Source organism: Novosphingobium sp. SG707, assembly GCF_012275515.1.
GTDB lineage: Bacteria > Pseudomonadota > Alphaproteobacteria > Sphingomonadales > Sphingomonadaceae > Novosphingobium.
The window spans coordinates 977,017-1,002,845 of sequence record NZ_JAAZQL010000001.1 but is presented as its reverse complement, the minus strand read 5'-3'; the positions used below and the strand labels follow the sequence as shown (position 1 = coordinate 1,002,845).

The 25,829-nt window shown below is 62.8% G+C and carries 26 protein-coding genes; 10 read left to right on the top strand and 16 right to left on the bottom strand.

The features are described from left to right. Positions 1–82: 82 nt before the first annotated feature. The 7 genes from FHW92_RS04070 to FHW92_RS04040 all read right to left on the bottom strand — a co-directional run bounded on the left by FHW92_RS04070 (position 83) and on the right by FHW92_RS04040 (position 6,651). Positions 83–958 carry a FecR domain-containing protein gene (locus tag FHW92_RS04070; RefSeq protein ID WP_168601905.1) on the bottom strand — a complete coding sequence of 292 codons (876 nt, stop codon included), beginning with the start codon at positions 956–958 and terminating at the stop codon, positions 83–85. Between the two features lie 85 nt (positions 959–1,043). After that, the gene (locus FHW92_RS04065; protein ID WP_168601904.1) at positions 1,044–1,613 is read right to left on the bottom strand and encodes an RNA polymerase sigma factor; all 570 of its coding nucleotides are present in this window, start codon (positions 1,611–1,613) and stop codon (positions 1,044–1,046) included. Positions 1,614–1,685: 72 nt separating this feature from the next. Beyond that, positions 1,686–3,101, bottom strand: a complete 1,416-nt coding sequence (locus FHW92_RS04060; protein ID WP_349237642.1) for an efflux transporter outer membrane subunit — start codon at positions 3,099–3,101, stop codon at positions 1,686–1,688. Continuing rightward, a complete protein-coding gene (locus FHW92_RS04055) occupies positions 3,098–3,997 on the bottom strand; it encodes an efflux RND transporter periplasmic adaptor subunit (protein WP_168601902.1) in 900 nt (299 codons plus the stop codon). Before FHW92_RS04055 ends, FHW92_RS04060 begins: the two co-directional genes overlap by 4 nt. Then, positions 3,994–4,224, bottom strand: a complete 231-nt coding sequence (locus FHW92_RS04050) for a DUF1656 domain-containing protein (protein WP_168601901.1) — start codon at positions 4,222–4,224, stop codon at positions 3,994–3,996. The genes FHW92_RS04055 and FHW92_RS04050 overlap by 4 nt, the downstream gene beginning before the upstream one ends. Then, the gene (locus tag FHW92_RS04045; protein ID WP_168601900.1) at positions 4,221–6,296 is read right to left on the bottom strand and encodes an FUSC family protein; all 2,076 of its coding nucleotides are present in this window, start codon (positions 6,294–6,296) and stop codon (positions 4,221–4,223) included. The genes FHW92_RS04050 and FHW92_RS04045 overlap by 4 nt, the downstream gene beginning before the upstream one ends. 202 nt (positions 6,297–6,498) lie before the next feature. Continuing rightward, a complete protein-coding gene (locus tag FHW92_RS04040; RefSeq protein WP_168601899.1) occupies positions 6,499–6,651 on the bottom strand; it encodes a hypothetical protein in 153 nt (50 codons plus the stop codon). 282 nt (positions 6,652–6,933) lie between these two features. Between FHW92_RS04040 and FHW92_RS04035 the strand changes: the two genes are divergently transcribed. The 3 genes from FHW92_RS04035 to FHW92_RS04025 all read left to right on the top strand — a co-directional run bounded on the left by FHW92_RS04035 (position 6,934) and on the right by FHW92_RS04025 (position 10,853). Further along, positions 6,934–7,782, top strand: coding sequence for a LysR family transcriptional regulator (locus FHW92_RS04035; RefSeq protein WP_168601898.1), 849 nt, complete (start codon positions 6,934–6,936; stop codon positions 7,780–7,782). 460 nt (positions 7,783–8,242) lie between these two features. Further along, the gene (gene dld, locus FHW92_RS04030; protein ID WP_168601897.1) at positions 8,243–9,979 is read left to right on the top strand and encodes a D-lactate dehydrogenase; all 1,737 of its coding nucleotides are present in this window, start codon (positions 8,243–8,245) and stop codon (positions 9,977–9,979) included. Positions 9,980–10,007: 28 nt separating this feature from the next. Next, positions 10,008–10,853, top strand: a complete 846-nt coding sequence (locus FHW92_RS04025; protein ID WP_168601896.1) for a fumarylacetoacetate hydrolase family protein — start codon at positions 10,008–10,010, stop codon at positions 10,851–10,853. A gap of 90 nt (positions 10,854–10,943) precedes the next feature. On the opposite strand, the gene FHW92_RS04020 is transcribed toward FHW92_RS04025, so the two are convergent. After that, positions 10,944–11,345 carry a helix-turn-helix domain-containing protein gene (locus FHW92_RS04020; RefSeq protein WP_168601895.1) on the bottom strand — a complete coding sequence of 134 codons (402 nt, stop codon included), beginning with the start codon at positions 11,343–11,345 and terminating at the stop codon, positions 10,944–10,946. A gap of 84 nt (positions 11,346–11,429) precedes the next feature. On the opposite strand from FHW92_RS04020, the gene FHW92_RS04015 reads away from it, so the two are divergent. Continuing rightward, positions 11,430–12,050: an NAD(P)H-dependent oxidoreductase gene (locus FHW92_RS04015; protein WP_168601894.1), complete on the top strand. Its 621-nt coding sequence runs from the start codon at positions 11,430–11,432 to the stop codon at positions 12,048–12,050. Between the two features lie 43 nt (positions 12,051–12,093). Next, positions 12,094–12,735: a DsbA family protein gene (locus FHW92_RS04010; protein ID WP_168601893.1), complete on the top strand. Its 642-nt coding sequence runs from the start codon at positions 12,094–12,096 to the stop codon at positions 12,733–12,735. A 399-nt stretch (positions 12,736–13,134) separates the two neighbouring features. On the opposite strand, the gene FHW92_RS04000 is transcribed toward FHW92_RS04010, so the two are convergent. The 5 genes from FHW92_RS04000 to FHW92_RS03980 all read right to left on the bottom strand — a co-directional run bounded on the left by FHW92_RS04000 (position 13,135) and on the right by FHW92_RS03980 (position 17,861). Continuing rightward, positions 13,135–14,835, bottom strand: coding sequence for a flotillin domain-containing protein (locus tag FHW92_RS04000; RefSeq protein ID WP_168601892.1), 1,701 nt, complete (start codon positions 14,833–14,835; stop codon positions 13,135–13,137). A gap of 36 nt (positions 14,836–14,871) precedes the next feature. Continuing rightward, positions 14,872–15,450: an OB-fold-containig protein gene (locus FHW92_RS03995; RefSeq protein ID WP_349237641.1), complete on the bottom strand. Its 579-nt coding sequence runs from the start codon at positions 15,448–15,450 to the stop codon at positions 14,872–14,874. Positions 15,451–15,736: 286 nt separating this feature from the next. After that, positions 15,737–16,906, bottom strand: coding sequence for a sodium:proton antiporter (locus FHW92_RS03990; RefSeq protein ID WP_246869889.1), 1,170 nt, complete (start codon positions 16,904–16,906; stop codon positions 15,737–15,739). A gap of 13 nt (positions 16,907–16,919) precedes the next feature. Next, the gene (locus FHW92_RS03985) at positions 16,920–17,351 is read right to left on the bottom strand and encodes a hypothetical protein (protein WP_168601889.1); all 432 of its coding nucleotides are present in this window, start codon (positions 17,349–17,351) and stop codon (positions 16,920–16,922) included. Between the two features lie 369 nt (positions 17,352–17,720). Further along, on the bottom strand, positions 17,721–17,861 hold the full coding sequence (locus FHW92_RS03980; RefSeq protein WP_168601194.1) for a hypothetical protein: 141 nt from the start codon (positions 17,859–17,861) through the stop codon (positions 17,721–17,723). Between the two features lie 300 nt (positions 17,862–18,161). On the opposite strand from FHW92_RS03980, the gene FHW92_RS03975 reads away from it, so the two are divergent. Next, on the top strand, positions 18,162–18,491 hold the full coding sequence (locus FHW92_RS03975; RefSeq protein WP_168601888.1) for a low molecular weight protein tyrosine phosphatase family protein: 330 nt from the start codon (positions 18,162–18,164) through the stop codon (positions 18,489–18,491). 65 nt (positions 18,492–18,556) lie between these two features. On the opposite strand, the gene FHW92_RS03970 is transcribed toward FHW92_RS03975, so the two are convergent. Together FHW92_RS03970 and FHW92_RS03965 are read right to left on the bottom strand one after the other, a co-directional pair. Further along, positions 18,557–19,882, bottom strand: coding sequence for a sigma-54 dependent transcriptional regulator (locus tag FHW92_RS03970; protein ID WP_168601887.1), 1,326 nt, complete (start codon positions 19,880–19,882; stop codon positions 18,557–18,559). Continuing rightward, positions 19,879–21,615: a sensor histidine kinase gene (locus FHW92_RS03965; protein WP_246869888.1), complete on the bottom strand. Its 1,737-nt coding sequence runs from the start codon at positions 21,613–21,615 to the stop codon at positions 19,879–19,881. Before FHW92_RS03965 ends, FHW92_RS03970 begins: the two co-directional genes overlap by 4 nt. Positions 21,616–21,766: 151 nt before the next feature. On the opposite strand from FHW92_RS03965, the gene FHW92_RS03960 reads away from it, so the two are divergent. From FHW92_RS03960 to FHW92_RS03945, 4 genes are read left to right on the top strand one after another with little or no spacing between them, the layout of a single operon-like run. Beyond that, entirely contained in the window at positions 21,767–22,093 is a 327-nt protein-coding gene (locus FHW92_RS03960) for a hypothetical protein (RefSeq protein ID WP_168601886.1), read from the top strand. Positions 22,094–22,103: 10 nt separating this feature from the next. Further along, the gene (locus tag FHW92_RS03955) at positions 22,104–23,324 is read left to right on the top strand and encodes an SDR family oxidoreductase (protein ID WP_168601885.1); all 1,221 of its coding nucleotides are present in this window, start codon (positions 22,104–22,106) and stop codon (positions 23,322–23,324) included. After that, the gene (locus tag FHW92_RS03950) at positions 23,317–23,790 is read left to right on the top strand and encodes a DUF2269 domain-containing protein (protein ID WP_168601884.1); all 474 of its coding nucleotides are present in this window, start codon (positions 23,317–23,319) and stop codon (positions 23,788–23,790) included. The genes FHW92_RS03955 and FHW92_RS03950 overlap by 8 nt, the downstream gene beginning before the upstream one ends. Next, positions 23,787–24,881: a hypothetical protein gene (locus FHW92_RS03945; protein WP_246869887.1), complete on the top strand. Its 1,095-nt coding sequence runs from the start codon at positions 23,787–23,789 to the stop codon at positions 24,879–24,881. The genes FHW92_RS03950 and FHW92_RS03945 overlap by 4 nt, the downstream gene beginning before the upstream one ends. On the opposite strand, the gene FHW92_RS03940 is transcribed toward FHW92_RS03945, so the two are convergent. After that, positions 24,821–25,768, bottom strand: a complete 948-nt coding sequence (locus tag FHW92_RS03940) for a LysR family transcriptional regulator (RefSeq protein ID WP_168601883.1) — start codon at positions 25,766–25,768, stop codon at positions 24,821–24,823. The genes FHW92_RS03945 and FHW92_RS03940 overlap by 61 nt on opposite strands. Positions 25,769–25,829 lie beyond the last annotated feature (61 nt).

The following is a 25,829-nucleotide window of genomic DNA, read 5'->3' as shown; positions in this document are numbered from 1 at the left end:
CTCTTGGGGAAGGAACGTTTGCGTCGTTCTCGATCTTCAAGACGATTGGGCGCGCGCCCACCGCCAAGTCGCGGCAAAAAAATTATCGCGTCAGCAGATAGGCAGTGCCCGAGACCGAAACATGCACGCCCAGCCCCATCGATACAGCGCGAAGAAAGGCCGCCGGATCGTTGGAGGTGAAACGCCCACCCACCGGAATGGCGGCCAGTTCGGGATCGACGATGATGATCTTGCGCGTCAGGAAACGGTTATATTCCTCAACCGCCAAACCCAGCGTGGCTTCATCAAACAGGATTTCGCCCTGCTGCCATGCGATGACCGCCTCGACCTGCGCGGCGCTGAGATGGCGCAGGGGCGGCTGATCGGGCGAGAGAAGCAGGCTCTGAAACGCCCCTATCGGCTGTCTGCCTGCCTGCGCCCGTCCGCGCAGCACCAGCAGGTCGAGCGTATCGCCGCGCAGCCGCGCATTGAAGCGGCCCGGCGAAAGTGCCACCTGCTGATCGCGGCCATGCAGGATTGCCCGGGCGCCGGGGCAAAGATCAATGGCGACCTCGCCCCGTTCTACCCACAGCGTGCGCTCATGGTCGGAAAAGCGCCATGCAAGGCAGGAATCGGTGTTGAGCGCGGCGATACTGCCATCGGGGAGGCGCAACAGGCGATGGCCGCCGATGGGGGCCGAAGCGCTGCTCCAAGCATAGGCCCGCGTCGCCAGCCCTCCGCCCGCCAGCACCAGGGCCAGCGCGCCGCCGCCCGCCGCCCGCAGGAATCCCCGGCGTGATGGTGCCGGAGCTGAGGCAAGATCACCTTGCCCTTCGAAGGCTTCATAAGCCGCCAGCGCCCGGTTGAAGGCAATCGCATGGGCCGGATCGGCATTGCGCCAGGCTTCGAAATCGGCCTCATCAATCGTATCGAGAGCGTACCGCGCGACCCATTGCGCAGCTGCGGCTTCCGGCGTCATCGGGCGGTGCTTTCGATCAGGATCATGGCAGTAAGACGAGCGGGCGGGGCAAAACCGCCAGATATTTCGCAGCGGATCGGAAAATTTATTCGACCATCGCGGTCTCGCCCGCCTCATCTGCCTCTGCGTAATCGGACCGCCGCCTTGGCTCCAGCGCGCGGGTGATCAATTCGATGGCCCGCGCCAGTCGCTTTTCCAGCGTCGAAAGGCTCAGGTTCAGCTCGGCCGCAATCTGGCGGGGCGGCTGCTCCTCGATCCGGCGGCGGACAAAGACCGCACGGCACCGTTCGGGCAATTGGTCCAGCGCCTGCTGAAAATCCTCCAGCGCCTCGCGCCCCTCGGCGATCTGTTGCGGATCGGGCGCGTCATCGGCCAGCCCCAGATGATCGGCATCCACGATCTGGCGAAAATCGACGATTTTTGAACGCCGCATCCGCTCAATCGCCAGATTGCGCAGGGTCCGCATCATAAAGGCTTGCGGATGGGTGATCGCTGCCCAGCCCTCGGTGGCCAGCATTCGGGCAAACACATCCTGCACCATGTCGCGCGCATCTTCGGAATTGCCGCAAAGCCGCTGCGCCTTGAGCAGCAAGGCGCGTTCATGAGGCAGAACCTCATCAATGAACCAGCGGTCTATGGGGCGGATGACGGGCACGATCACTCTTGCTCAAGGGTGGAGGTGCCACCCGATAGTGAGCGGTCATGTCATTTCCGCGACAGGGGGCGCTTACGGCCTGCCCTCCCATCCGCCGCCCAGCGCGAGAAAGGTCGCGATCTGATCCGCATTGATGTCGGCGCGCGCATCGGCCATCGCCTGATCGGCCAGCGCCAGATCGCGGTCGGCGGCCAGCACGGGCAAGGCGCCGATGCGCCCTCCCGCGCGCAGTTTACGCGCCTTTTCCGCCACCAGCGCCGCTGCCTTTTGCGCCTGTTCCAATTCGCCCAGCCGGTCGAGATCCGCCGCATAGGTGCTGAGCGTGGTTTCCACCTCGCGCAGCGCCTTGAGCACGGCCCCGTCAAAACCGGCCAGATCGGCATCGACACCCGCGCTTGCGCCCGCGATGCTTGCGCGCACCGCGCTGCGATTGATGGTCCAGCTTATCTGCGGCCCCAGCGCGAAACGGTTGGTCAGCGGCGAGAACCGGTCCACCACCGCCCCGGTCGATCCGATCGAGGCGCCCAGACGGATGTCGGGATAAAGCGCGCTCATGGCCACGCCCACCCGCGCCGTGTCGGCGGCGATACGGCGCTCTGCCATGCGGATATCGGGCCGCCGCCGGAGCAGCGCCGCGCCATCGCCCACCGGCAGCGGCTGTCTGAGCGCCAAGGGCCGGTTGCACCCCAGCCAGCCCGGATCGAATTCTTCGGGCGGGCGACCAATCAGCGTTGCCAGGCGGAAGGCGGCATTGCGTCGGCGGGCCTGAATTTGCGGCAGGCGGGCGCGGCTTGCCTCGACCGCCCCCTGACGTTTTTCGGCCTCGAAAGCGGGCAAGCGCCCCTTGGCCACGATCTGCCGGTTCAGCGCCAGATCGCCGCGCTGCGTGGCGATGATCTGCTCCATGGCGGCCATCTGGCTTCCGCCGTTGCAGATGTCGGACCATGCGCGGGCGGTTTCGGCGGCCACGGCCACCCGCACCAGATCGCGCGCGGCCTGCGCCGCTTCGCTGTCGGCCGAGGCCGCCTCGATCCCGCGCCGGATCCCGCCGAACAGGTCGAGGTCATAGCCGACCGTGATGCCCATGTCATAGAGTGGGCGCTCATGCGGCTGCACATGGCTCAACACCTGCTCGGCCGAGCGTTGCTGCTCACTCACCTCGCTGCTGAACCCGCCCTGCACCTGCCGCCGGGCGTGGGCCTCGCCCAGCAGGGCCATGCTGCGCGCCAGATGGGCATCGGCCACGCGCAGATCGGTGTTGGCGGCAAAAGCCTGTTCGATCAGCCCGTCCAGCACCGGGTCATCATAGAGCCGCCACCAGCGATCGGGCAAAGGCATGGCCGGATCGACAGCATTCCTGCCCGACACGAAAGGCCCGCTGACCGCCGGGCGAGTGACGAGCGCGCTCTGCGGCCCATGATAATTGGGCCCCACCGGCGCGCAGGCGGCCAGCAGGATAGGCGCAAGAACGCAAAGCGCGCGCCTCACCACGGCAGGCTCCTATGCACGACGCGTCCATCGGCGCGCGGATGGACCTCGACCGTTGCGGTCTGGCCGGGGATCAGGCGCACGCCCGCAGGGACTTTGTCGATGGCGATGCGCACCGGAATGCGCTGGGCAAGGCGGACCCAGGTGAAGGCGGGATTGACATTGGCCAGTTGCGCCTCGCCGCCGCTGCGTTCGCGATCCTCGACCCCGCCCGCGATGCTCTCGACATGGCCGCGGATCTCGTCGCGCACGCCCATCAGCCAGATGCTGGCCGGATCGCCGGGATGGATGATCGGCAGCTTGGTTTCCTCGAAATAGCCCTCAACGCGCAAGGATGCGCCATGCACCAGCGCCAGCGCCGGTTTGCCCGCCGCCAGATAGATCCCTGGCTGCATCGAGACATTGGTGACAGTGCCATCGACCGGCGCGCGCACGGCGGTGCGTTCAAGGTTGAGCCGCGCCAGATCGCGGGCCGCCGCAGCGCGAGCCAGCCCCGCGCGCAGGGTCTCGACCTTGGTGCGGCCTTCCTCGATGGTTTCGGCGGCGACCACATCGGGCATCGCGCGGTTGCGCTGATCCTCGCGGATGGCCTGAGCCAGCGCGGCGCGCTGATCGGCCAGCGCCGCATCGGCCTGCGCCAGGGCAAGCCGGTATCGCGGCGGATCGATGACGAACAGGACCTGTCCTTTGCGCACGCTCTGATTGTCGGCAATCGCCACCTGCGTCACCAGCCCCGAAACATCGGGCGCCACCGGCACTAGGTCCGAGCGCACCTTGCCGTCGCGCGTCACCGGTTCGACCTGATAGCGCATCCACAGCGCATAAATGCCGAAAAGAATGGCCGAAATCAGCGCAAGCGTACCGATCGAGCGGAGGAGATTGGTTCGATGTATCATGAGTGATGCGCAATCCACGCTGGGAGGAACGCGTCGGCAAGAGCGGACAGCCCCCACCAGACGGCAATGAACAGGGCGATTTCGACCAGTGCAGGCTGCCACACGAGGCGGGCCAGCGGCAGGCGCAGCAAAGCGGGGCGGATCAGCCAGACCATCACGACCGCCAGCACCGCCCAGACCAGCGCGGCAGGGGCATAGATGCCCAGCAGGACCACTTCCTCGATCATGGGGCTGCCTCCAGCTGGGGGGGCGCGGCATCGGGAAACAGGTTGCAGCGCATACCCACCAGCGCGGCCAGCGCGGCGTGACGATGCCAGTCGGTGGGCCCATCCGTGGGCCCGTCCGGGCCCAGCGCCAGCAGCGCCGCCAGAGCGCCGTCAATGGCCGAACACAGCGTGTTGGCCGGTCGCAATTCCTGCCCCGCCATCCCGCGCCGTCGAAACAATTCGACCAGCATGGCCAGAACTTCCCCCAAACGGTGGCGGGCGGCATGGGGCACATGGGGCAGGGCGCCCCGTATCGGCAGGAGATTGCGCCCGATCCGCAGATCGGCCAGCGCATCGGCGGCATCGACCGGCCCGGCTGAGGAGGACAGGGCCATGCGCGCGGCGATCTGGCCCATGCGGTCGGTTGCCCTCGCGTTCCAGTCACCTGCGCGGAAAGGGCGGCGAATATCGGCAAGCCGGGCCATTTCGGACCAGTTGGCCGACAACACCCGCCGCAGGCTCCATTGCGCCTCGACCGAGCGGAACAGGCGCGTGATGGCCAGCGTGGTGACAATACCGCCGATCTGGGCCAGGCCGGTGTTGATAAAGGCGGCAAAATCGCCCTGAAACCGGGCCAGAAAGCCCATCGCCACGATGAAGCAGGAAAACATCGGCAAGGCCTGGGCGGAACGTGCCGGATCGGCCTGAATATAGCCCATGCGGATCAGGGCGGGCGCGAGCGTCAGCACCAGCATGAACCACCCGTCGACCCGGGGCAGGATTACGAAGAGATAAAGCGCGGCCAGCGGAAAGGTGCGCAAGGTGGCCATGAGATAGCGCCCGATGACCGGGGCTGGATCGTCCTGCGCGGCAAAGGAGCAGGTGATCAGCGCGGCAAAGGCCGCCGTGGCCGAATCGGCGGGCCAGGCCAGCAGCACCCAGACCGCGCAATAGAGCATGATCGCGGCCGCCGTGGCCAATCCGGCCATGGCCGCGATGCCGTAATCGCGGGCCAGCGGAAAGCGGTCGGTGCGATAATCCGACAGGTCTGGCGCCTTTGCCCCCAAGGTGGCGGCGAGGCGATGGGCGCGCACCAGCGCGGTCACCATCCCGCCCATGCGCATCGCCGCGCTTTCGCGCAGCAGGTGGGTCCATGGATGCGCGCCCGGTTCTGGGCTTTGGCCCGCGAGGCGCGCGAGGGCTTCGCCTTGGGCAATCCATGCCTCATCCCCGGCGCGGGCCTCGCCCAGCCATTGCGCAATCCTCTCGCGCAGAGCCATCAGCGGCGAGCCGCAACCGCCCCCGACATCGAGCAGCGCGAGCCGGTTTGCCGCCGCCGAGGCCAGCGGGAGGATCTCGGTCAATTCATGTTGCAGCGCCCTGATCGTGCTGCGGGTGGCGGGGGCGGCCGGATCGTCAAAGGGCAGATGCAGCGCGATCATGCCGATTTCGGTGACATCGGTGGCCAGCTTGCGCCGATGGAGCGGTTCGGCCCGGATGCTGCCCATGGCGACGGCATCGGCGCACCATGCTGCCGCGTCCTCCAGAAATTTGGCGGCCCGTTCCCGGATTGGATCGATGGCGCGCCATGGTTGAAGTAAGGCGTGGACCGCCGTGACGCAGAGAATGGCCACCGCCATTTCCTCGACCCGCGCGATGGTTGTGTCGAAAATATTGGCCGGATCATCGAGATAGGGAAAGCTGATGACGGCGCTGGAAAAGGCGGCCATCTGAAACAGAAAGGCGCGCGGGCTGCGGTCCAGCACGGCAAGGACAATGCACAATCCGGTCCATGTCGCCATCACCAGGACCAGCAAGGCGGGCGAATTCTGAAGATTGGGCACGACCGCCAGCGCGGTGATCGCCCCAACCGCAATGCCCAACAGGCGATGGATGACCTTGGGGCGAAAGGCGCTCGCCATGGGCTGGGCTGTGACATAGACCGTCAGCAGGGCCCACCATGGGCGTGGCAGGCTGGCGGCAAAGGCTATCGCCAGAGTGATCGCAGCGGCCAAGAAGCTGCTGATGGAAAACAGCAGTTTGCGGCGGTCGATGGTCAAAGGCCTAGGGGGCAAAGGCTGGGGCGGCCACATGGGATGATGTTTCGCTTGGGCTTGCACTCTTCCCGATGGGCAAACAGACCGCATGCCCGGCCGCCCTCTGGATCGAGGCGGGCCACTAGCGGGCAGGGCGGGGGCTACACAAAAGCAAAATTTTGAATGGAATAAACAAATAAAATGCATTAAATTGATTTTAAAGCTAAATCTGTTTTCGGCAGGGGCGTAAAGGGTTTTATCAGGCCTCGTCGTCGCGCCGGGCCATGATCGAGATCGCCACTGACATCGCGAGAATGACAAAAATGTAGAGCGAGGAATCAGCGAAGGCGAAATATCGCTGGATCAGCAACAGGACGGCCGTGGCCAGCGCGAGTAGGGCCGTGGCCATCATGGCGCGGGAGGATACGCCCAAACCATTGCATATGCGGCTGTATATCTTCATCCGAGCCATCGTGATCTTACCCTTTTGAGGCAGGATTTAGCCGCTCTGCTTTCTGCTATCCAATGCCAATATTTGCGGTTCATCCATCGAATTTTTGCGCCTTCTCCGGGTTTCGGGGCCAAGTGCGGGCGGAAAGGGTGGCCCATTGCGGCGCTTTGGGAGGACAGCTTCTCATGTTAATGACAATCGGAAAATTGCATTGATCGAATTTAACACAAGGATGATGATGGGATGGATATAGGCATCGCCCGCACTTTCCTCGAAGTGGTCAAGACCGGCAGCTTTGTGGGGGCGGCCAACAATCTCAATCTGACCCAGACCGCCGTCAGCGCGCGGATCAGGGTGTTGGAGGAGCAACTCGAGCGGCCGGTGTTCATCCGCAACAAGGCCGGGGCGAAGCTGACGCCTGCGGGCGAGCAGTTCCAGCGGTTTGCCACCACGCTGGTGCAGGTCTGGGCCCGCGCCCAGCGCGCGGTGGCGCTGCCGCCGGGGCGTCAGACGGTGGTGACCATCGGCGCGGAGCTTAGCCTGTGGAGCCCCTTGCTGCGGCATTGGCTGATCTGGATGCGCCGGGAATGCCCCGATATTGCCGTCAGCACCCAGATCGACACGGCGGATCGTCTGATGGAGCAGGTGCAGGATGGCACGCTGGATGTGGCCGTGCTCTATGCGGCGCCCAGCCGTCCCGGTATCGTCGCCGAACTGCTGTTTGAGGAAAAGCTGGTGCTGGTCAGGACCACGCCGACCTCGGTTGAACTGAAGCCCGAGGATCATGTGCAGATCGATTGGGGCGAGGAATTTGCGGCCAGTTATCAGGCCGCTTTCCCCGATCAGCCCAATGCGGTGATGTCGATCAGCTATGGTCCGCTGGCTTTGGAATATATCCTTGCGGCGGGGGGCAGCGGGTATTTCCGCAAGGGTTTCATCCGGCCCTATCTGGAGGAGGGGCGCCTGATACTGGTGCCGGGAAGCCCGGAATTTTCCCACTCCGCCTATGCTGTTCATTCATCGCGGGCCGATGCGGGCGTCATGGATCGCGTCAGGGCAGGGTTGAGCGCCGCCGCGCAGATCATTATGTGATGGGTTCAAATAATATCAAAAATATTGCCGTAAACGATCAATAATATCCGTTTGCTTTCGGATGACGAAAGCGCAAAAGCAGCCCTGCGCATGACGCAATTTCAGCTTTCTGCCTCCGCCTTGCCGAAGATTTTGGCAAGGCCAAGTGCGGGAGAGGAGTTGAATGCCGCAAGTCGAACCGGACAAGGGACCGGACCTGTCAGAATCCCCCCGATTTCTGACACCGAGGTGACAATGGGCCATCAGGCCGCTCGCCCGGCCCTGGAGTTTGACACGGCGGCTGTTGGTTAGGCGTCGGCTGCTGCCTTTGCGCAGTCGGCGTCTAACCATAAAGCTTCAGATTTTTACCCGGATGCCGGCCGATGCCCGATTGCGGATACAGACCCTTGCAGGCCAGTTTATCCACGTATTCCGAGATTTTATGCATCGCGGCGCAGAGCCGCCGGTGTAAAGTCGAGGCATGACCATACCGCATTTGCCCTATCCCGCCCCTGACTGGAACGAGCAGCGCAAGGAGGCCCTGTTGGCGCGTTTGCGCGCCATTGTCGGACGCGCTCATCTGCGGGTGGGGGCCAAGGCCACGCGGCGCTTTGTCCAAGGCTATCGTTTTGGCAAGGGGCAGGCGCTGGCGGTAGTCTGCCCCGGCTCGCTGGTCGAGCAATGGCGGGCGGTGGCGGCCTGCGTCGAGGCCGGCGCCATCATCCTGTGTCAGGCGTCGAACACCGGGCTGACGGGCGGTTCGACCCCGCATGGCGATTATGACCGGCCGGTGGTGGTGATTTCCACGCGGCGGATGGACCGCATCCATGTGATCCGCGACGGCGCGCAGGTGGTATGCCTGCCCGGCGCCACGCTTTATGAACTCGAACGGCGGCTGCGCCCACTGGGCCGGGCGCCGCATTCCGAAATCGGCTCTTCCTGCATCGGCGCCAGCGTGATCGGCGGGGTATGCAACAATTCGGGCGGCGCGCTGGTGCGGCGCGGTCCGGCCTATACCGAACTGGCGCTTTATGCGCGGGTAGATGAGGCGGGCCAACTGGTGCTGGTCAATCATCTGGGCATTGATCTGGGGGCGGACCCCGAGGCGATGCTGGCACGGCTGGATGCAGGGGACCTGCCCGAGGCGGCCATCGATCCGGCCCTTGCCAGTGCGGCCAGCGACGGCACCTATGCCCAAAAGCTGCGCGATATCGAGGCGCCGACGCCTGCGCGCTTCAACGCCGACGCGACGCGCCTGTATGAAGCATCGGGCAGCGCGGGCAAGGTGGCGGTCTTTGCCGTCCGGCTCGATACATTCCCGCGTGAGGCGCAGAGCCATGTCTTTTATATCGGCACCAATGATCCGGCGGAGTTGACCGCCTTGCGCCGGGCGATCCTGGGCGACTTTGCGCATCTGCCGGTGGCGGGCGAATATATGCACCGCACCTGTTTCGATCTGGCGGCGCGCTATGGCAAGGACACGTTTCTGGCCATCCGCAAGCTGGGGACGGACCGTTTGCCGCGCCTTTTTGCGGCCAAGGCATGGGCGGACGGGATTCTGCCGGGCGGCTGGTCGGACCGGGCGCTGCAATGGCTGGCCGATTGCCTGCCCGACCATCTGCCGCCGCGCCTGATCGATTTCCGCAACCGTTTTGAACATCACCTGATGCTGCGCGTCACCGGCGAGGGTTATGGCGAGGCGCGTGACTGGCTGGCCGCCCATTTCCCTTCGGCGGTCGGAGAGGCGATCGAATGCACCCCGGAGGAAGGCGCGGCGGCCTTTCTGCATCGCTTTGTCGCGGCCGGTGCGGCGGTGCGCTATCGTCAGGTCCATGCCGACAGCGTGGAGGACATTGTCGCGCTCGACATCGCCCTGCCGCGCAATTGTCTGGATTGGGTCGAGCATCTGCCGCCCGAAATCGATGGCAAGATCCTCCACCGGCTCTATTACGGCCATTTCCTGTGCCATGTGTTTCATCAGGACTATATCGTGGCCAAGGGCGTGGACGGCATGGCGCTCGAACATGCGATGCTGCCGCTGCTGGATGCGCGGGGGGCGGAATATCCGGCCGAGCATAATGTCGGCCATCTCTATGAGGCCAAACCGGCGCTGCGCGATCATTATCGCGCGCTGGACCCGTGCAACACGTTCAACCCCGGCATTGGCGGCACCGCGCGCGAGGCGGTGGCGCCGCGCCATGGATGCTGCGGGCAATGATCAGTTTTACAAGAGGAAGGATGCGTCGATGAGGCTTTGTCGCTTTGGGGAAGCGGGGCAGGAGCGCCCCGGCATGATCGCGCCCGATGGATCGCTGCGTGATCTGTCGGGTCATGTTGCCGATATCACGCCCGATGTGCTGGCGCCCGCCGCGCTGGCCCGACTGGCCGCGCTCGATCCGGCCTCGCTGCCGATGGTCGAGGGTGAATTTCGCTATGGCGCGCCGGTGTCCGGCACGCGGCAATTTCTGGCGGTCGGGCTCAATTATGCCGATCATGCCGCCGAAGCCAATCTGCCGCTGCCCCCCGAACCGGTGGTGTTCAACAAATGGGTCAGTTGCCTGCAAGGACCCAACGATCCGGTGATTATCCCGCGCGGCTCCGAAAAGACCGACTGGGAGGTCGAATTGGGTGTGGTGATCGGCTCTCCGGCCTATGAGGTGGATGAGGCCGACGCGCTGGATTATGTGGCGGGCTATTGCGTCATCAACGATATTTCCGAACGCGCGTGGCAATTGGAAAAGGGCGGAACCTGGGACAAGGGCAAGGGCTTTCCCACATTCGGCCCGGTCGGCCCCTGGCTGGTGACAGGTGATGAGGTGGGCGACCCGCAGAATCTCTCAATGTGGCTGGATGTGAATGGCCAGCGGATGCAGAACGGCCATTCGGGCACGATGATTTTCGGCGTCGCGCATCTGGTGGCCTATATCTCGCGCTTCGTCGCCTTGCTGCCGGGCGATATCATCACCACCGGCACGCCGCCCGGCGTGGGCATGGGGCAAAAGCCTGAGCCGCGCTATTTGCAGGTGGGCGATGTGATGAAATTGGGCATCGAAAAACTGGGCGAGCAACAGCAGGTCTGTGTCGCTCCCTGAAGGGGGAGCCATTATGGATAATCCCATCCTCCTTCCGCTGAAGAACCCAGGCCTGCAGCAAGGCGCGCTAAGCTCAACAGTTCTGAGTTGTTACAGTTCGGACAGATCAGCGCCTTGGATTGCGTCATATCGATCGCGCGCGTGCCGGATGCTCTCTTGATTGCCGTTCGCCCAGGTAACGAGGCCCATCACCGGCGCAAGAAGCGTTTTGCCCACACTCGTCAGTTCGTAATCCACGCGCGGCGGAATAGTCGGAAACAACGTCCGCTTCACCAACCCGTCACGTTCCAGTCCGCGCAGGTTGATCGTCAGCATTCGCTGCGAGATTCCATCGATCCGGCGCCGCAACTCATTGAACCGAACCGGCCCGTCCTTGAGCGTTGCGATGATGTACAGGGTCCATTTATCGCCAATAAGATCAAGGATTTCCCGAACCATCCGGCAATCCTCCCCTTCGCCGGGGGTAGGAAAATCAATGTGACCAGGTGTCATGAAAGTGCCTTCTTGCGAGGATTTGGACGGTTACCATAATAGGGTTGGTAACAAGAAATTACCACCCTTTAGGCCGGAGCAGTCATGACCAACATCCTCCTCGTCACATCGAGCCCGCGCGGCGCCCAGAGCCTGTCCACCCGCTTTGCGAGTGAGATCGCCGATGGTCTGAAAGCTCACTCGGGCGGCGCGATTGTCTCCCGCGACCTTGCCGCCAATCCGCTGCCCCATATCGCGCAGGCTTACATCCAGGGCCGCGTTGCGGCGCCAGAGGCGCGCACGAGCGAGCAGGCAGAGGCGGTCGGCCTTGCCCAGATCCTTATCGACGAAGTGAAGGCCGCCGATGTGATCGTTCTGGGGTCGGGCATGATCAATTTCGGTCCGCCAACCCAGCTTAAGGCCTGGTTCGATCATATCACCTGGCCGGGGGTGACCTTCGGCTATGGTGAGGACGGCAAACCACGAGGATTGCTGACCGGCAAGAAGGTCTATCTCGTCACGGCCACAGGCGGTGTCTTCTCCGAAGGCCAATGGGCCCCCTTCGATTTCCAGACCGACTATCTGCGCCACCTGCTGGGCTTCATCGGCCTGACCGATGTTGAAGTCATCCGCGTAGAGGGCACCGTTTTCGGGCCTGATGCGGCCAAGGCCGCCATCGCCGCCGCCGAGGCTCACGTGCGCGCGGTCTTGGACAAAGCAGCCTGAGGCCATCCAGACGTGCCGAGCGCGCCGGGATCAGAAGGATGACATGATGTTGCAAATCGATCTTTATACCGAGATCACCTGTCCATGGTGCATCATCGGGCACCACCGTCTCGATAAGGTCCTGGCGGAGCGCTTCGCGGGACTCGAGGTGGATATCCGTCAGCATCCGGTGCTTTTGCTGCCCGATGCTCCGGTGGAAGGTCTTTACATCCCGGATCTTCTGCGCTCGCGCTATGGCATTACCGACCCGAAAGCATCGTTTGCCCGTCCCGAGGCGGAAGCCCGCGCCTCCGGCCTTGATCTCGATCTGAGCCGCCAGCCCTGGACCTATCGGACGCAGGCGGCGCACGGTCTCATCCTTGCCGCGCGCGAGCGAGAGACGCAGCATCAGCTCGCGGTTGCCATCACCGATGCCCATTTTCTGCAGGCCAAAAACATCTCGGATGCCGATGTCCTTGCCGATATCGCCGTGGCTTATGGCTTCGAACGCGATGAAGCCCGCGCAATCGCGCTCGACCCAGCGCAGCATCGGCGTGTCGAACAGGAGGCAGCCCGATCAATGGCCGCCGGAGTAAGATCGGTCCCTCACTTCATCTTCGGCGGGCGCATCGCCATCAACGGAGGCCGCAGCGAAGACGAGATCGCATTGGCCATTCGACAAGCCGCCGGCGAGCAGGCGGTTTAGTCCGTAACGGCTTTCAGGAGCAGGTCGCGTCGAGGAGAAGAAATCCATGCCATCCGAGGGATTTACAACGGTCGATGTGCCCGATCAGTCAGGCAAATGCCTCATTGTCACCGGGGCCAATACGGGCATAGGCTTCGAAGTAGCCAGTGCATTGGCGGCCCGGCGCGCCCGAGGGGGCGCCCCATTACTCATATTGCTGCATGGTTTAATTTGAATGCCGGGTTCTGAGGGAAACGGCCGTTCTCAGGGCCCGCGAACGTTAGGAATGGCGGCGTCAGCAAACGATCGCGGGCCTAAAACGACGAGTATCGTCCACCGGCCGCCGTCACCATTTGGCTGCTTGCAGATCCGTTGAACTCTAACGTCTGGCGGGCCGATATCGACCCGCCGTGATAGCTCTTACGCCTGATTTGATGCTGCTGAACTCGCGGCGGCCTCGCTCAGAGATGGAGTTGCACCTGTACCGGCCAGCATGCCGTTCAGTGTTCCGCCAGTCATACCCAATTCCGCCATCAAGCCATCGATCAGCGGTCCGCCCACACGATAACGCATCGCAGCTGCCACAGCGGCATCGGCAAGGTTTGGATGGCTTTCGCTCTGCGCGGTATCCGATCCGTTGCCATGCAGCCCGCGTGCATCGACAATGCTTATTTTGTCGATATTCTCCATGGGCTTGCTGGCGGCCGCGATAATAGCGGGAAGCGCCTCCAGCATCGCTTTGCGCAACAGCAGGGCCGTCTGGGCTTCGCTCAGAATGTTGGTGGCTTCGTTAAGCGAGGCTTGGCCTGCGGCATCGACCTTGAACGCGGCTGCACGGCCCTCGGCGCGCGCCTTTTCGGCATCGGCCTCGGCGGTTGCCTCCGTACGCAGAGCCATCGCGCGCGCCTCGGCCGCTTCCTTTTCCGCCTCGGCGGCAACGGTAATGCCCACCGCTTCTTCCTGAGCGCGCTGTGTGGCCGCAATCACCGCGACATTCTTGTTACGATTGGCGATTTCGGTCGCCTTGGCTGTGGCAACGCTTTCCTCGGCCCTGACGGCAAGGGCGCGCGCCTCATTCGCAGCAGCCGTCGCGGTCGATTCTTCCTCCGACTTTTGCGCTGTCTGCACCGCCGTGGTGATACGCGCGATTTCGATGGTGCGGTCACGCTCGATAGTAGCGGTCTGGATGGCCCCGTCACGGGCGATATTGGCGCTTTGGATGATTTTATCGGCTTCGGTCTGCGCAACGATCTTGGCCTGATTGGCGGTGATACGCGCGATCTCGGCCAAGCGGGTCTGTTCCGCCTCTGCTGTTGCTATGGCGGTTGCCTGTTCGGCGCGGAGCGCAGCCAGCGTCTGCTCTTGCGTCAGCCTTGCCTGCTCGGCCGCTTGTGCAATTTCCAGCGATTGGTTGTTGGCCTCAAGGTTGCGCTGCTCAATCTCCACCCGATTGGTCGCGACAATATCATTTCTGATCTTCTTGCGCTCTTCGATGGTGCGCGTGAGAACTGTCAGGCCTTCCGCATCGAAAGCATTGTTTTCATTAAAATGCTCAAAAGCCGTCTGGTCGAAATGGGTGATGCTGACCGATTCCAGCTGGAAACCGTTCATATCCAGATCCGTCATCAGCGCTTCCTGAACCTTCTGGATGAAATCGGCGCGGTTGGCGTGAAGATGCTCCATCGTCATCGTCGCGGCAACCGAACGCAGCGCCGACACCAGCTTGCCGTCGAGCAGCGATTTCACCGCCTCCGGACTGTTGACCGCCGCGCCCAGAGTCTGCGCGGCAGCGGCAATCGAGCCGGCATCCGGCTTCACCTTGATGTGGAACAGCCCGATCACATCAACACGCAGTTTGTCGAGCGTGATCAACGCATCCTTGTTGAGACGCGATACTTCCAGCTTCACTGTGGTGAGACGCACCTGCATCAATTCATGCAGCACGGGAATGACCATGATGCCGCCGTTGAGTACGACCTTTTCACCGCCAAAGCCGGTTCGGATCAGCGCTATGTCCTTGGTCGCCCGGCGATAGAGACGCGTGAGAATGATGCCGATAACGACCAGTGCTGCAAGGATGATCCCCGCATAGATCAGAATTTCAATGAGTGACTGCGGCATGATGCCTTCTCCAGAGTGAGGCGTGGAATCATTGGTTCAAATTGGTTTTAGTTGTGTGTTTTCGTCGGGCAGCACGAAGAAGATGGGCCCCTCGCGCCGCACGATCAGCGCGCTTTGGCCCGAGGTGATCTCATCCTTATCATTGTGCGGCTCGACCATGATAAAATGCGCCTGTCCGTATTGATCGACCACTTTGGCGCGTGCAGGCGCTCCGCGACGGGCTGTGCCTTCCAATATGACGCCGCGCCGCGCCAACAGATCATCGGTGGAAATGGCGGTGGTCTCGAAAGAGGGCATGATCCGCATAAGCCCATTGGCCGCCAGCGTGTTGAGCAGCCCGCCCAGCAACAGGGCGACGCCACAGGCCAGCCACCAAGCCAGTGGGCCCCCGACCACCGCCACAGCGATGTTCTGAAGCGCAACCCCGGTCAATGTGAAGCAGGCCAGCAGCGAAGTCAGCCAGATCAAAATCGGAATGTCGCGGCCAAGGCCCAGCCAGTCGAGCAGACCCGCCGAGCCGCTTGGCGCAACGTCTCCATGCAGATCGAGGCTGCCAAAACCCAGGCCGATTGCCTCAATCAGGCCGATCCCGATCATCACCAAAAATGCGATCACAAACGGCAGATAGGGCGGAGTAAGAAAAGGCGCTAGCATAGATTATTGACCATCATGGCGCTGAACTACTGTCAGGAAAAGATGAAAATCAATCATCCGATGAACCTCTTTTAAATCTTATAACGTCACGGCTGGTTCGGGAATGCCGGCAAAAATTTCCGCCATTTTTATTTCTGCAAATATGTCTGTTGAAGGGCAGGGCCGCATCAGGAAAATTCATCCTCTCATCGATTTTTAGTATAAAGGCGAAGGATGCCGGTGTGCACATCACAAACATCGCTCGATCTCAGCGGCCGCTCGCTTTGCGAAGCAGAAGAGGTACCGTCAGCCCTTGCACAAAGATCGAGAAGGCGACCACGGCAAAGGCAACACTGACCAATGCATCATGTTCGGGCAGGCTGCGGGGCGCCCCCAGGGCAAGAGCCAAAGCCAAAGCCCCGCGCAAGCCGCCCCAGAACAGGATATGGCGTGTAAGCATATCAGTGGCCATGACGGTTTTGCGGAAGAGGGACGTGATCGGATAGATGGCCACAGCGCGGCCCGCCAATACCGCGACGGTGCCGACCAGTGCCGGAAACCAGAAACTCGCGATAGGTTGGGTGGCTTCACGACTGCCGATCAACAGAAAGACCACCGAATTGGCAAGAAAGGCGGCGAATTCCCAAAACCTGATGACGGCCTCTCCCCCCGTTTTGCTCAGCGTTCGATCCTTGCCCCAATTGCCCACCAGCATGCCGGCCGACAAGGTGGCCAGGACCCCCGAAGCATGCAGTTCCTCGGCCAACAGAAACGAACCATAGGCGGCCAGCATGGTGAGCGTGATTTCTACCAGATGATCTTCGGAACGCCCCGCGATCATCATCAACGCCGCCGCCACAGCCAGCCCCAGCACGACGCCTCCGCCCACAGTTGTGATCAGGGTCAGCGCGATACCGCCCGGCCCGGAGGCCGTTCCTGCGATCCATGCGGCCACCAGCGCAAAGAGCACCGCAGCGGCGCCATCGTTGATCAGGCTCTCGGCCTCCATCAAAAAGCGCAGCCGCTTGTTCGCCTTCTGCTCCTTCATCATGGCGATGACCGAGACCGGGTCAGTGGCTGCGATCAGTGCTCCAAACAACAGCGCGGCAGGCCAGCCCCAGCCTGCGAGCCAATGCATGCCGCCCGCCACCACTCCGGCCGAGAGCATTGTTCCACCAAAGGCAAGACTGAGCACCAGCGCGCCTTCCCGCCGGAACTGCTTCCAGCCCAGATGCAGCGCGGCCTCAAACACCAGCGGAGGCAACAGCACACTGAACACGAGTTCGGGGGTCAGGGTGATGCCGCTTTTGTAATCAGAAATGCTGAGCCCTATGCCAGCCGCGACAAGGCCGATGGCATAAGGCAGGCCGAAACGGCGGCTGATGATAGCCACCAAACAAGCCGTCAGCAGCAAAAGGCCAAGGGCCAGACTGTCCATTCCATGCATGATGCTATGCCCCCTTCGCCACCGTTTTCGGTCCGAGCGGGGCCAGTTGCATGAAGCCGGCTTGGTGGGATCCTCTGTCAGCGCGGACTATGTCTGATTTGGCCGCAAGGTAACCTTTCGACATACATTCAATTCGCAGTGCGAAAGGAGGCGCTGCTGAGAAAGCTGACCAACCGGTCAAACCAAAGAGTGCCAGCCCAACGCCCAACCCGATGATCGGACCTGATAAAGGCGAGATTGGCATCGCCTCGATCCCCATCGGCGGCCATGATTGAGGCAAGCCGAGTTCAGCAAGGCCCAATGCCATAATGACCTTGGAGATAAAGCGCGGACTCCATCCGCTTTCATTAAGAACGCGATGTACAACGACGGGATGGTCAATGCCCGCATCCGCATTGGCAAGCCACGGGCGGATCAGGCCATGGGGGCGAGCCATAGGCGCAAGTCTCCAAGTATGGTTTTCCTCACCGGCGGCCCGACCGGTGTACCAACCTGCTCATTCGCATGCGAATGAAAACACCCGCGACATTTATGGCAGCATTTGGTGCATTGCACAAGCCTGACAGGGAATGTGTGCCGCCGCAGCGATGAATCGCATATTCCTCCCAAGAGGCTCAATCCTTGAGCTTTGGATGATTGAAGCAAAACCTGTGATGATCATGATATCCTGCGCATCCCATTTCCGGGCTATAACGCCCCACCCACGGAACAACTCTGCAGTTCTTGCCACCTGACGTGAAGCTTTCTTTGCGAATACACAACGCTGTGGCTGGGTTATGGGGACCGCTTGCAATCAGAGAGACGTTCACTGCGCGCCTCCTCTGCCGCCGGTGAGCCCGATATGTTTCGTGTCGGCGTCAGGCATCCCTTTCAGTTCGGGAGACGCGGCGTAGCCGGCGCCCGAGCGGGGGCGTTCGACAATCACCTTGAACATGTAATCACGCATGATGAATCGCCCCAAAGAGAGGGGCGGCGAGGGCAAATTGTTTGGAAAAATCAGCGGAACAAGGGTCACGAAAGGCAATCAGGCGAGAGACGTTGCCCGTGAAAGAATTGCCCATGCAGTCTGTTCATGAACACAGGGAAATAAGAAGTGTTTTTGGTTGCGGGCGAATGCTGCGCGCATGATCTTCTTCTTTCCGTGCTTTAAGAACAGGCCGATATTGGCTAAATGGGCAGATAATTCAGATCAACATTTCCTGCATGTCGCCCAAAATCGGCCGAGAATTTTTGTCAAAGGCATTACTTGAAAGCCATCCTGTTCATTTGCAGCCAGAGCCGCCTGCGCAGCCCAACGGCCGAGCAGATGTTCACCGACTATCCCGACCTTGAGGTGTCCTCAGCCGGCACCAACCATGATGCCGAAAACCCGCTGACCGCAGAACTGGTGTCATGGGCCGACACTATCGTGGTGATGGAAAAGCAGCATCGCGCCAAATTGCAACGGCGGTTCCGGGCGGCCCTGCGCGGACAACGTATCATTTGCCTGGATATCCCGGACGACTATGCCTTCATGCAAACGGAACTGGTGGAATTGCTCAAGGTACGCATGGCGCGGCATCTGCCGCCGACTTGATGGTGACTGGCTGGCGGTTTCGGTCGGAAGTGTTTCAGCCGGAGAAGGTCGACTATGGCTGTGCTCTACCGCAATCCCATCCGGTCCATTTTCTTGAGCAATCCGACACGCGAAAGACCAAGATCACGGGCGGTATGAGTATGGTTGTGACCAGTGCGTTCGAGCGCCTCGACGATCCGACGTCGCTCCAACGCTGCGACTTCCTCTTCGAGCGTTAAATTCGCGGGGGGCGAGGTGACGGGTATGGTTTCTCCAGTGGCAAAGGCCAGATCATCGACGCCGATCGCGGTGCCTTGCGCCAGGGCCGCCGCGCATTCCACCGCAGCACGCAATTCACGCACATTGCCAGGCCACGCACGCTGGACGATCCATTCCAACGCGGCGGAGGCAAAGCGGGCTTCAGGCGCCGCGCGGCGCAGAAATATTTGCGCCAGCAACGCCTTGTCCGCCCCGCGCTCGTCCAGTCTTGGTGTGGTGAGCACCACGCCTTTGAGTCGATAATAGAGATCCTCGCGGAACGACCCGTCGGCCACGGCTGCGGCCAGATCACGATGCGTGGCAGCCACGATGCGCACATCGGACTTGCGGATGTCCCGCGCTCCGACCGGCTGATAGGTGCCATCGGCCAGAAACCGCAGCAGCTTGACCTGCATCGCCGGCGGCATTTCGCCAATCTCGTCGAGAAACAGCGTGCCGCCATGCGCCGCCTCTACCAATCCTGCGCGGTCAGCGTGGGCGCCGGTGAAGCTGCCCTTCAGATGGCCAAACAATTCGCTTTCCAATAAGTCAGCAGGCACTGCCCCGCAATGAACCGGCACCAGCGGTTCCTTGGCGCGGGGCGAGGCATTGTGGATGGCGCGGGCCACCAATTCCTTGCCCGTCCCGCTCGGCCCCAGCACCATCACCGGCAGGTTGGTGGGTGCCACGCGGCGGATCAGCGCGCGCAAGGCAACCATCGGAGGAGACTGGCCGATCAGCCCCATATCTTCGCCCGCCTCGCCGCGCGCGCGCAAGGTGGCAATTTCCTGCGCCAGTCTTGCCCGCTCCACCGCCCGGGCCACCACCACTTTCAGCAGATCAGGATCGACCGGCTTGGCGAGAAAATCCCACGCCCCGGCCTCAATCGCCTGCATTGCCAAAGCTTGATCGGCATGGCCTGTCATCACCACTACCGGCGCAGGGGCAAAGGCGGGGATCAGCGCAATGCCACCTAGCGGATCGAGATGCGGCGGCATGGCCAGATCGAGCAGGACCACATCGGGCCGGTGCCGGGAAAAGGCGTCGCGCGCGCCATCACCATCGCCCACGGTGATTACCTCATGCCCCTGCGCACGCAACCAGCCTGCGGTAAGGCGCTGAAAGGCGGGTTCATCATCGGCCAGCAGGATCATGGGCTATCCTTGAATGTCAGGCGGAAACAGGTCGCCCAGCCCTCGCGTCGGGCCAGCGTGACAGTGCCGCCATGCGCGTCCATGATGCGGGCCGCGATGGCCAATCCCAGCCCCGTGCCGCCCGCGCGGCGTGAAACGAAGGGCTTGAACAGGCTCTCGGCAATTTCGAGCGCGATGCCGGGGCCATTGTCGCACACATCGATGCTGTTGCCCTCGGCAAGGATCATGCAATCACCGCCCATGGCCTTGGCATTGTCCACCAGATTGGCCAGCGCACGGCGCAGAGCCGCAGGATCGGCGTGCAGCACCAACTCTTCGGACGCCTCCACCGGCACGCCAAATCCGGTCAGGAAGGGGGCCAACTCCATGGTGCGCGGCGCCACCGTCCATGCCCGCGCATAATCCAGAATGTCGGTGACCAGCGCGTTCATGCGCCCGATCTGCTCACCAATTTCGACACGCACGTCGGCGGGAGCGCCGGTGGCCGCCATCTGTACAATGCCCAAAGGGTTGCGCAGATCATGCGCGATCGTCGCGGCCAGCGCGCCCAATTCGGCCAGTCTTGCCTCGCGTTCGGCCTCCACCATGCGGCGGGCCGCGGCAAGGCGGCGGGCGGCCTCTTCCACCAGTCCGGCGACACGTGCAGCGGTGCGATGCAAAGCTGCGGGCGCATCGTCCCAGCCCGTCAGCGTTACGGCCTCACCGGTGATTATCAAGCCCGGCGCTTCGGCGTCCAGACCCAGATGCCGACGCAGCATAGCATTGGCGAGATCGGCCAAAGCCTGCTCGTCCTCTGCCTGGGCGAGAGCATCGCGCCAAGGTTCCACATCCAGCCGTTCGCCGGGGAAGACCAGCCGGTCGGTCAGCCGCTTCAAGGGAGCCATCACGACGAGGCCCAGCGCCATCGCTCCCGCCAGCGCGGCCCATGTTGCCAAAAAGCCCTCTGGCCGCCCCGCCAAGGCCAAAGGCAAAGTGGCGATCAGCGCGGCTGCGCCTCCCGCACCCGCCAGCAGCAGGATCCACACCAGACCTCGCCGTGCCCACACATCCGCCGCCATGAAACGATGGCGCAGCACGGCATAGACCAGCGCCACCGAATAAAGCGGCAGCGCCAGCACCGGCCAGGGATAGGCATCGATCCCCAGCGCCGGAAAGGCAAAGCCGGTGAGCGCGAGCAGGCCGATGCCGCTGGAGACGAACACGGCGCCCGCCTGATCGCGGTGCAATCCGCTTTGCTGCCGCCATGTCTGGAACAGACGGAGATGCCCCACCACCGACAACGCCGCTGTCACCCCCAATACGCCCCATCCCGTCAGCGAGGGCACGAAGGCCCCCGCAAAACCATGCCAGGGAGCAATTCGCCCCACGCCAAGCGTCAGGCCCGCAACAACCGCCGCGCCCGCCACGCCATAGCTGGCCCAGGCCACGGGACGCAGAGCGCCGCACAGCGCAAAGGCGAAGACCAGATGGACAAAGGCCGCCGCCGGCAAAGGCGAGAGAGCGATCACCAATAGCGTAAAAGGCGCGGCCCCAACGCCCAGCATCGCAGGGGCGGCCATGGCCAGACTCCACAGCGCCACACCGCACAGGAAGACCGACAGCGTCCATGCCCCCGGCAGACCTCGCGCTCTGGCTGCGACAAAGCCCGCCAGCAAAAAGCTGGCCAGCGCGGTCAGGCCCAGCGCGCCGATATAGGCCATGATGCCCAGAGCTGTATCCATCGTTGACAGCATAGCAGGCGTTTCCGTTCACGTCGTTAACATTCAGAGGGTGACTTTGCGGCCAAGAACCCCGGTTTTCCGACGATCATCGCAATTGGCATGCCAGTTGCGATGCAGGAGATGCGCGGTCATCCCGACCGCCCCGCGTGAAAGGAGCTAACCCATGTTGATCCCGATTGCCGCCTTGCTGCTCACTTATGCCGTCACACTGGCGCTGGCCGGGCTGGCGGCCTTTGTGCTGCGACGCCCGCTGTCGATCCTTCTGTCCGAATTGTGCGGAACCGAGGAGCGCTCCTCTTTCTGGACGGTGTGGTCGATGGTGATGATGATGGCGCTTCCGCTGCTGTTTGTATCGATGGCGCGGATTGCCACCGATCCCACCGAGCTGATCCAGGGCACAGTGGCGGCTACTCTGACGGGCATCCTGATGGCGATGGCCGGCATGGGGCTGGCCGTGTGGCGCCGAGTGCCGCAGCCCCAAATTGACTGAGGAGGCCGCGATGCGCGTGATGATCGTGGGCGGCGGCTTTATCGGCGGCCATCTTGCCGGGCGGCTGCGGGCCGAGGGATACAGCGTGACGGTTGCAGGAAGATGCGGTGCGGACATTGTCTGTGATCTTGCCTGCGACGATGCCGCCGTCTGGACCGAGCGGTTGCGGAACTATGATGCGCTGGTGAACTGTGCGGGTGTCTTGGCTGCCGGGGCGGACTATGATGGCGTCCATACCCGCGGCCCCATTGCCCTGTTCGATGGCGCGGTGCAGGCCGGGGTGGCGCGGGTGGTCCAAATTTCCTCGCTGGGTGCCGCCGACGGCATCACCGCCTATCACCGCAGCAAACGCGCGGCCGACGAGCACCTGACCATGCTGGGGCTGAACTGGGCCATTGTCCGTCCCTCGCTGGTGGTGGGGCGCGGCGGGGGCAGCACCGGGCTGTTCAGCGCCCTAGCAGTTCTGCCGCTGATGCCCGACATTGGCGGCGGCTTGGTGCAGCCCATCGCCATCGACGACCTGGTGGAGGTGATCTGGCGCCTTTTGCAGCGGCCCTTGCCGATGGGCTTGGTGGTGAATGCGGTGGGGCCGGATAGGATGCGGATTATGGATCTGATGATTATGCTGCGGCGCTGGCTGGGCCTTGGTACGGCGAGCAGCCTGCCGGTGCCGCGCTGGATGCTGCGCGCGGTTGCCTTGCTGGGTATCGGACCGATGACGCGCGACAGCCTGACAATGCTGGAGGCAGGCAATGTCGCAGCGGTTGAGCCATTGGTCGCGGCGCTGGGCTTCGTGCCGCAGACCGTTCCGCAATTCCTCGCCAACCATCCGGCAACGCAGGGCGATGTGCTGGCCGCACGCCTGCTGCCGATGGAGCCTTTGCTGCGTGGCCTATTGGCAGCGGTCTGGCTGGCTGGTGGTCTGGTGCCCCTGCAGCTTACCCCGATGGCGAGCAATACCCACCTGCTGGCCCGCCTTGGCCTGACGGGCACGGCAGCCATCGGCACCGTCTGGGCTGGATCGCTGGCGGATATGGCGGTGAGCCTCGCTTTGATCCTGCGCCGGCGCGGGGCGGCGCTGGCGGGCGTGGCGCTGATGAGCGTCTACAGCCTGATCCTTTCAGTCATCGCGCCCGAACTCTGGGCCGATCCCTTTGGCGCCCTGGTCAAGAACCTCGCCGTCCTAGGCCTGTCTCTGGCCGTCCATGCGATGGAGAAGCCCCATGGCTGATTATCTGCTCTTGAAAACCGTCCATATCCTCAGTTCCACCCTGCTGTTCGGCACAGGCCTGGGCACGGCGTTTCATGGCTGGATGGCCAATCGTTCGGGCGTGCTGGCGGCGCGGCGGGTGGTCAACCGCAATGTGGAACTAGCCGATTGGCTGTTCACCGCGCCCGCCGTCCTTTTGCAGCCGGTGACGGGTGTGTGGTTGGCCCATCTGGCCGGTTTTGCGCTGACGACGCCTTGGTTGATGGTCGCCATCGCGCTCTACATTCTGGTCGGGGCCTGCTGGCTGCCGGTGGTCGCGATCCAGATCGCCATGCGGCGCATCGCCGAGGCCACGCCTGACGGGGGCACTCTCCCCGCTTGCTACCATCGCTTGGCCCGGTGGTGGTTTGCGCTGGGCTGGCCGGCCTTTATCGGCGTCATCGCCATCTTCTGGCTGATGGTCGCCAAGCCGGAGTTTGCACTATGACTCAGACTCCATCCAATCGCGGGCGTATTCTTGCCGGGTTTACGCTGGCACTGGCCATCGCGCTCAGTGCCTATATCCTCATCAATGCCGCCAAGGCGGATAGCGTGGGTTTTGCCAGCCTGTGGTTTCTGGCCATTCTGCCTGCCTATCTGTGCGCCTTGATCTGCTATGTCGCTGATCCTGGGTTTGAAAGGCCGCGCTCTTTTTACCTCTCCGTGCCGCCCGTCTTTGGCGCCCTTGTCTGTCTGGGATCGGCGGTATTTTTGCGTGAAGGCGTGATTTGCCTCGTCATGCTGGCGCCGATCTGGCTGAGCTTTGGCTGGCTTGGTGTTTACATCCTGCGGCGCTGGCGCAAGGGGAGGGATGATCCTGCGCGGTTTCGGGCCTCGCTGCTCTTTCTGCCTTTGCTGTGCGGGGGGATGGAAAGCCAGATCCCTGTCATCGACAAGCCTGTCACGCTCACCCGCTCCATCGTGATTGGGGCAACGCCCGAGCAAATCTGGCCCTATGCGGTGGCCAACGCCCATATTGGCCCCGACGAAGGGCAGTGGAATTTCACGCAAAGCATCCTGCGCCTCCCCCGCCCGCGCGCAACCACATTGCAGGGGCAGGGCGTGGGCGCCATCCGCACCGCCTATTGGGGCGATCATATCAACTTCGAGGAGAGGATTACCCAATGGCAGCCGGGGCGGCGGCTTGGCTGGGCCTTTGCCTTCACCAACAGCTCGCTTCAGGATTATACCGACCGGCATATCGCACCTGATGGGCCATTCCTGAAGATCGATACGGGCGACTACACGCTGACCCCTTTGGATGCGGACAGGACGCTGCTGACCTTGCGTACCAATTACATCGCCAAGACCCACGTCAATCCATACGCGCAGCTTTGGGGGGAAATCCTGCTGGGCGACATTCAGAGCAATATTCTGGCCATTATCAAGCAGCGCGCTGAAGGGAGAGTTGGCAAAGGGAACCGAGCCTTTCGTATGAACGAAAGGCCTGGTGGGACGATGGTTTGGAGCCGTGGCGATCAACCTGTTCCTGATCGCCCATGGGACAGGGGAGATATTGTGATTTCGTTGTTCGTCTGACCGGATTCGGCTGCCATCAGCATCTTTACGAAGGATGAGACTTTCGACGGACGGAATTTCGCGGTCGGGTAAACGACGTGAACGCCGCCGATCGGCAACGACCATTCCGGCAGAACGGCGATCAGCCGCTTTTCGCTGAGGAGGTCCGCCACCAGATAGTCCGGCAGCACCGACAGGCCGCCCCCCGCCAGCGTGGCCGCGAGCACTGCGGGCGTGGTGTTGATCGACAGCACCTGGCGCATGCGTATCGTGCGGCGTTCGAAATCGCCCTTGTTGAAATGCCAGATCAGTGGCTCCTTGAGCGCCGCGTTGGCAACGAAGGGTGCGTGCGAAACCTGATCGGGGTCGTGAATATCCATTGTTTCGGCAAATTGCGGGGCCGCGACCAGAAGCTGGCGGAAGCCCCCCACGCGCCGTGCATGCAGGCTGGAATCATCCAGCCAGCCGACCCGGATGGACAGATCGATCTGGTTGGCAACCGGGTCGATCCGCGCGTCGGACAGGACCAGTTCCACCCGGCAGGCCGGATAGCGCCGCGAAAAGGCGGCGGCGAGCGGCGCGATCCGCGAGGTGCCGTAATCGTTCGGCGCGGCGACGCGCAGGACCCCGCCGGGCTCGACATTGGCGCGGGTGATTTCGCCGATCGCATCTTCGGCCTCGCGCAAGATGAAGATGCTGCGGGCATGGAGAAGCCGCCCCGCTTCGGTCGGTTCGACCCGCCGCGTCGTGCGCATGAGCAGCGCGGTCTTGAGCTCATCCTCCAGTTTGGCGACCTGCTGGCTGACAACGGTCTTAGTGATGCCCAGCCGCTCGGCCGCGCGGGTGAACGATCCGGTATCGACCACCGCCGCGAAATAGGCGAGCCTGTTGAGATTGACGGCCTCCACCGTGCCTCCATCGATTGTAAGCCAATAGCATACAGAGTGTCATGTTTGGGCGGATTTATCC

Excerpts from the sequence above, each read along its gene's own strand:
- FHW92_RS03980 (WP_168601194.1), bottom strand. The coding sequence starts at position 17,861 with ATGCGTGATTACATGTTCAAGGTGATTGTCGAACGCCCCCGCTCGGGC.
- dld (WP_168601897.1), top strand. The coding sequence starts at position 8,243 with ATGACCATACCGCATTTGCCCTATCCCGCCCCTGACTGGAACGAGCAG.
- FHW92_RS03990 (WP_246869889.1), bottom strand. The coding sequence starts at position 16,906 with ATGGACAGTCTGGCCCTTGGCCTTTTGCTGCTGACGGCTTGTTTGGTG.
- FHW92_RS03970 (WP_168601887.1), bottom strand. The coding sequence starts at position 19,882 with ATGATCCTGCTGGCCGATGATGAACCCGCCTTTCAGCGCCTTACCGCA.
- FHW92_RS04015 (WP_168601894.1), top strand. The coding sequence starts at position 11,430 with ATGACCAACATCCTCCTCGTCACATCGAGCCCGCGCGGCGCCCAGAGC.
- FHW92_RS03960 (WP_168601886.1), top strand. The coding sequence starts at position 21,767 with ATGTTGATCCCGATTGCCGCCTTGCTGCTCACTTATGCCGTCACACTG.
- FHW92_RS03965 (WP_246869888.1), bottom strand. The coding sequence starts at position 21,615 with ATGCTGTCAACGATGGATACAGCTCTGGGCATCATGGCCTATATCGGC.
- FHW92_RS03955 (WP_168601885.1), top strand. The coding sequence starts at position 22,104 with ATGCGCGTGATGATCGTGGGCGGCGGCTTTATCGGCGGCCATCTTGCC.
- FHW92_RS04020 (WP_168601895.1), bottom strand. The coding sequence starts at position 11,345 with ATGACACCTGGTCACATTGATTTTCCTACCCCCGGCGAAGGGGAGGAT.
- FHW92_RS04010 (WP_168601893.1), top strand. The coding sequence starts at position 12,094 with ATGATGTTGCAAATCGATCTTTATACCGAGATCACCTGTCCATGGTGC.
- FHW92_RS03950 (WP_168601884.1), top strand. The coding sequence starts at position 23,317 with ATGGCTGATTATCTGCTCTTGAAAACCGTCCATATCCTCAGTTCCACC.
- FHW92_RS04040 (WP_168601899.1), bottom strand. The coding sequence starts at position 6,651 with ATGATGGCCACGGCCCTACTCGCGCTGGCCACGGCCGTCCTGTTGCTG.
- FHW92_RS04025 (WP_168601896.1), top strand. The coding sequence starts at position 10,008 with ATGAGGCTTTGTCGCTTTGGGGAAGCGGGGCAGGAGCGCCCCGGCATG.
- FHW92_RS04000 (WP_168601892.1), bottom strand. The coding sequence starts at position 14,835 with ATGCCGCAGTCACTCATTGAAATTCTGATCTATGCGGGGATCATCCTT.
- FHW92_RS03985 (WP_168601889.1), bottom strand. The coding sequence starts at position 17,351 with ATGGCTCGCCCCCATGGCCTGATCCGCCCGTGGCTTGCCAATGCGGAT.
- FHW92_RS04045 (WP_168601900.1), bottom strand. The coding sequence starts at position 6,296 with ATGTGGCCGCCCCAGCCTTTGCCCCCTAGGCCTTTGACCATCGACCGC.
- FHW92_RS04055 (WP_168601902.1), bottom strand. The coding sequence starts at position 3,997 with ATGATACATCGAACCAATCTCCTCCGCTCGATCGGTACGCTTGCGCTG.
- FHW92_RS03945 (WP_246869887.1), top strand. The coding sequence starts at position 23,787 with ATGACTCAGACTCCATCCAATCGCGGGCGTATTCTTGCCGGGTTTACG.
- FHW92_RS04035 (WP_168601898.1), top strand. The coding sequence starts at position 6,934 with ATGGATATAGGCATCGCCCGCACTTTCCTCGAAGTGGTCAAGACCGGC.
- FHW92_RS04070 (WP_168601905.1), bottom strand. The coding sequence starts at position 958 with ATGACGCCGGAAGCCGCAGCTGCGCAATGGGTCGCGCGGTACGCTCTC.
- FHW92_RS04050 (WP_168601901.1), bottom strand. The coding sequence starts at position 4,224 with ATGATCGAGGAAGTGGTCCTGCTGGGCATCTATGCCCCTGCCGCGCTG.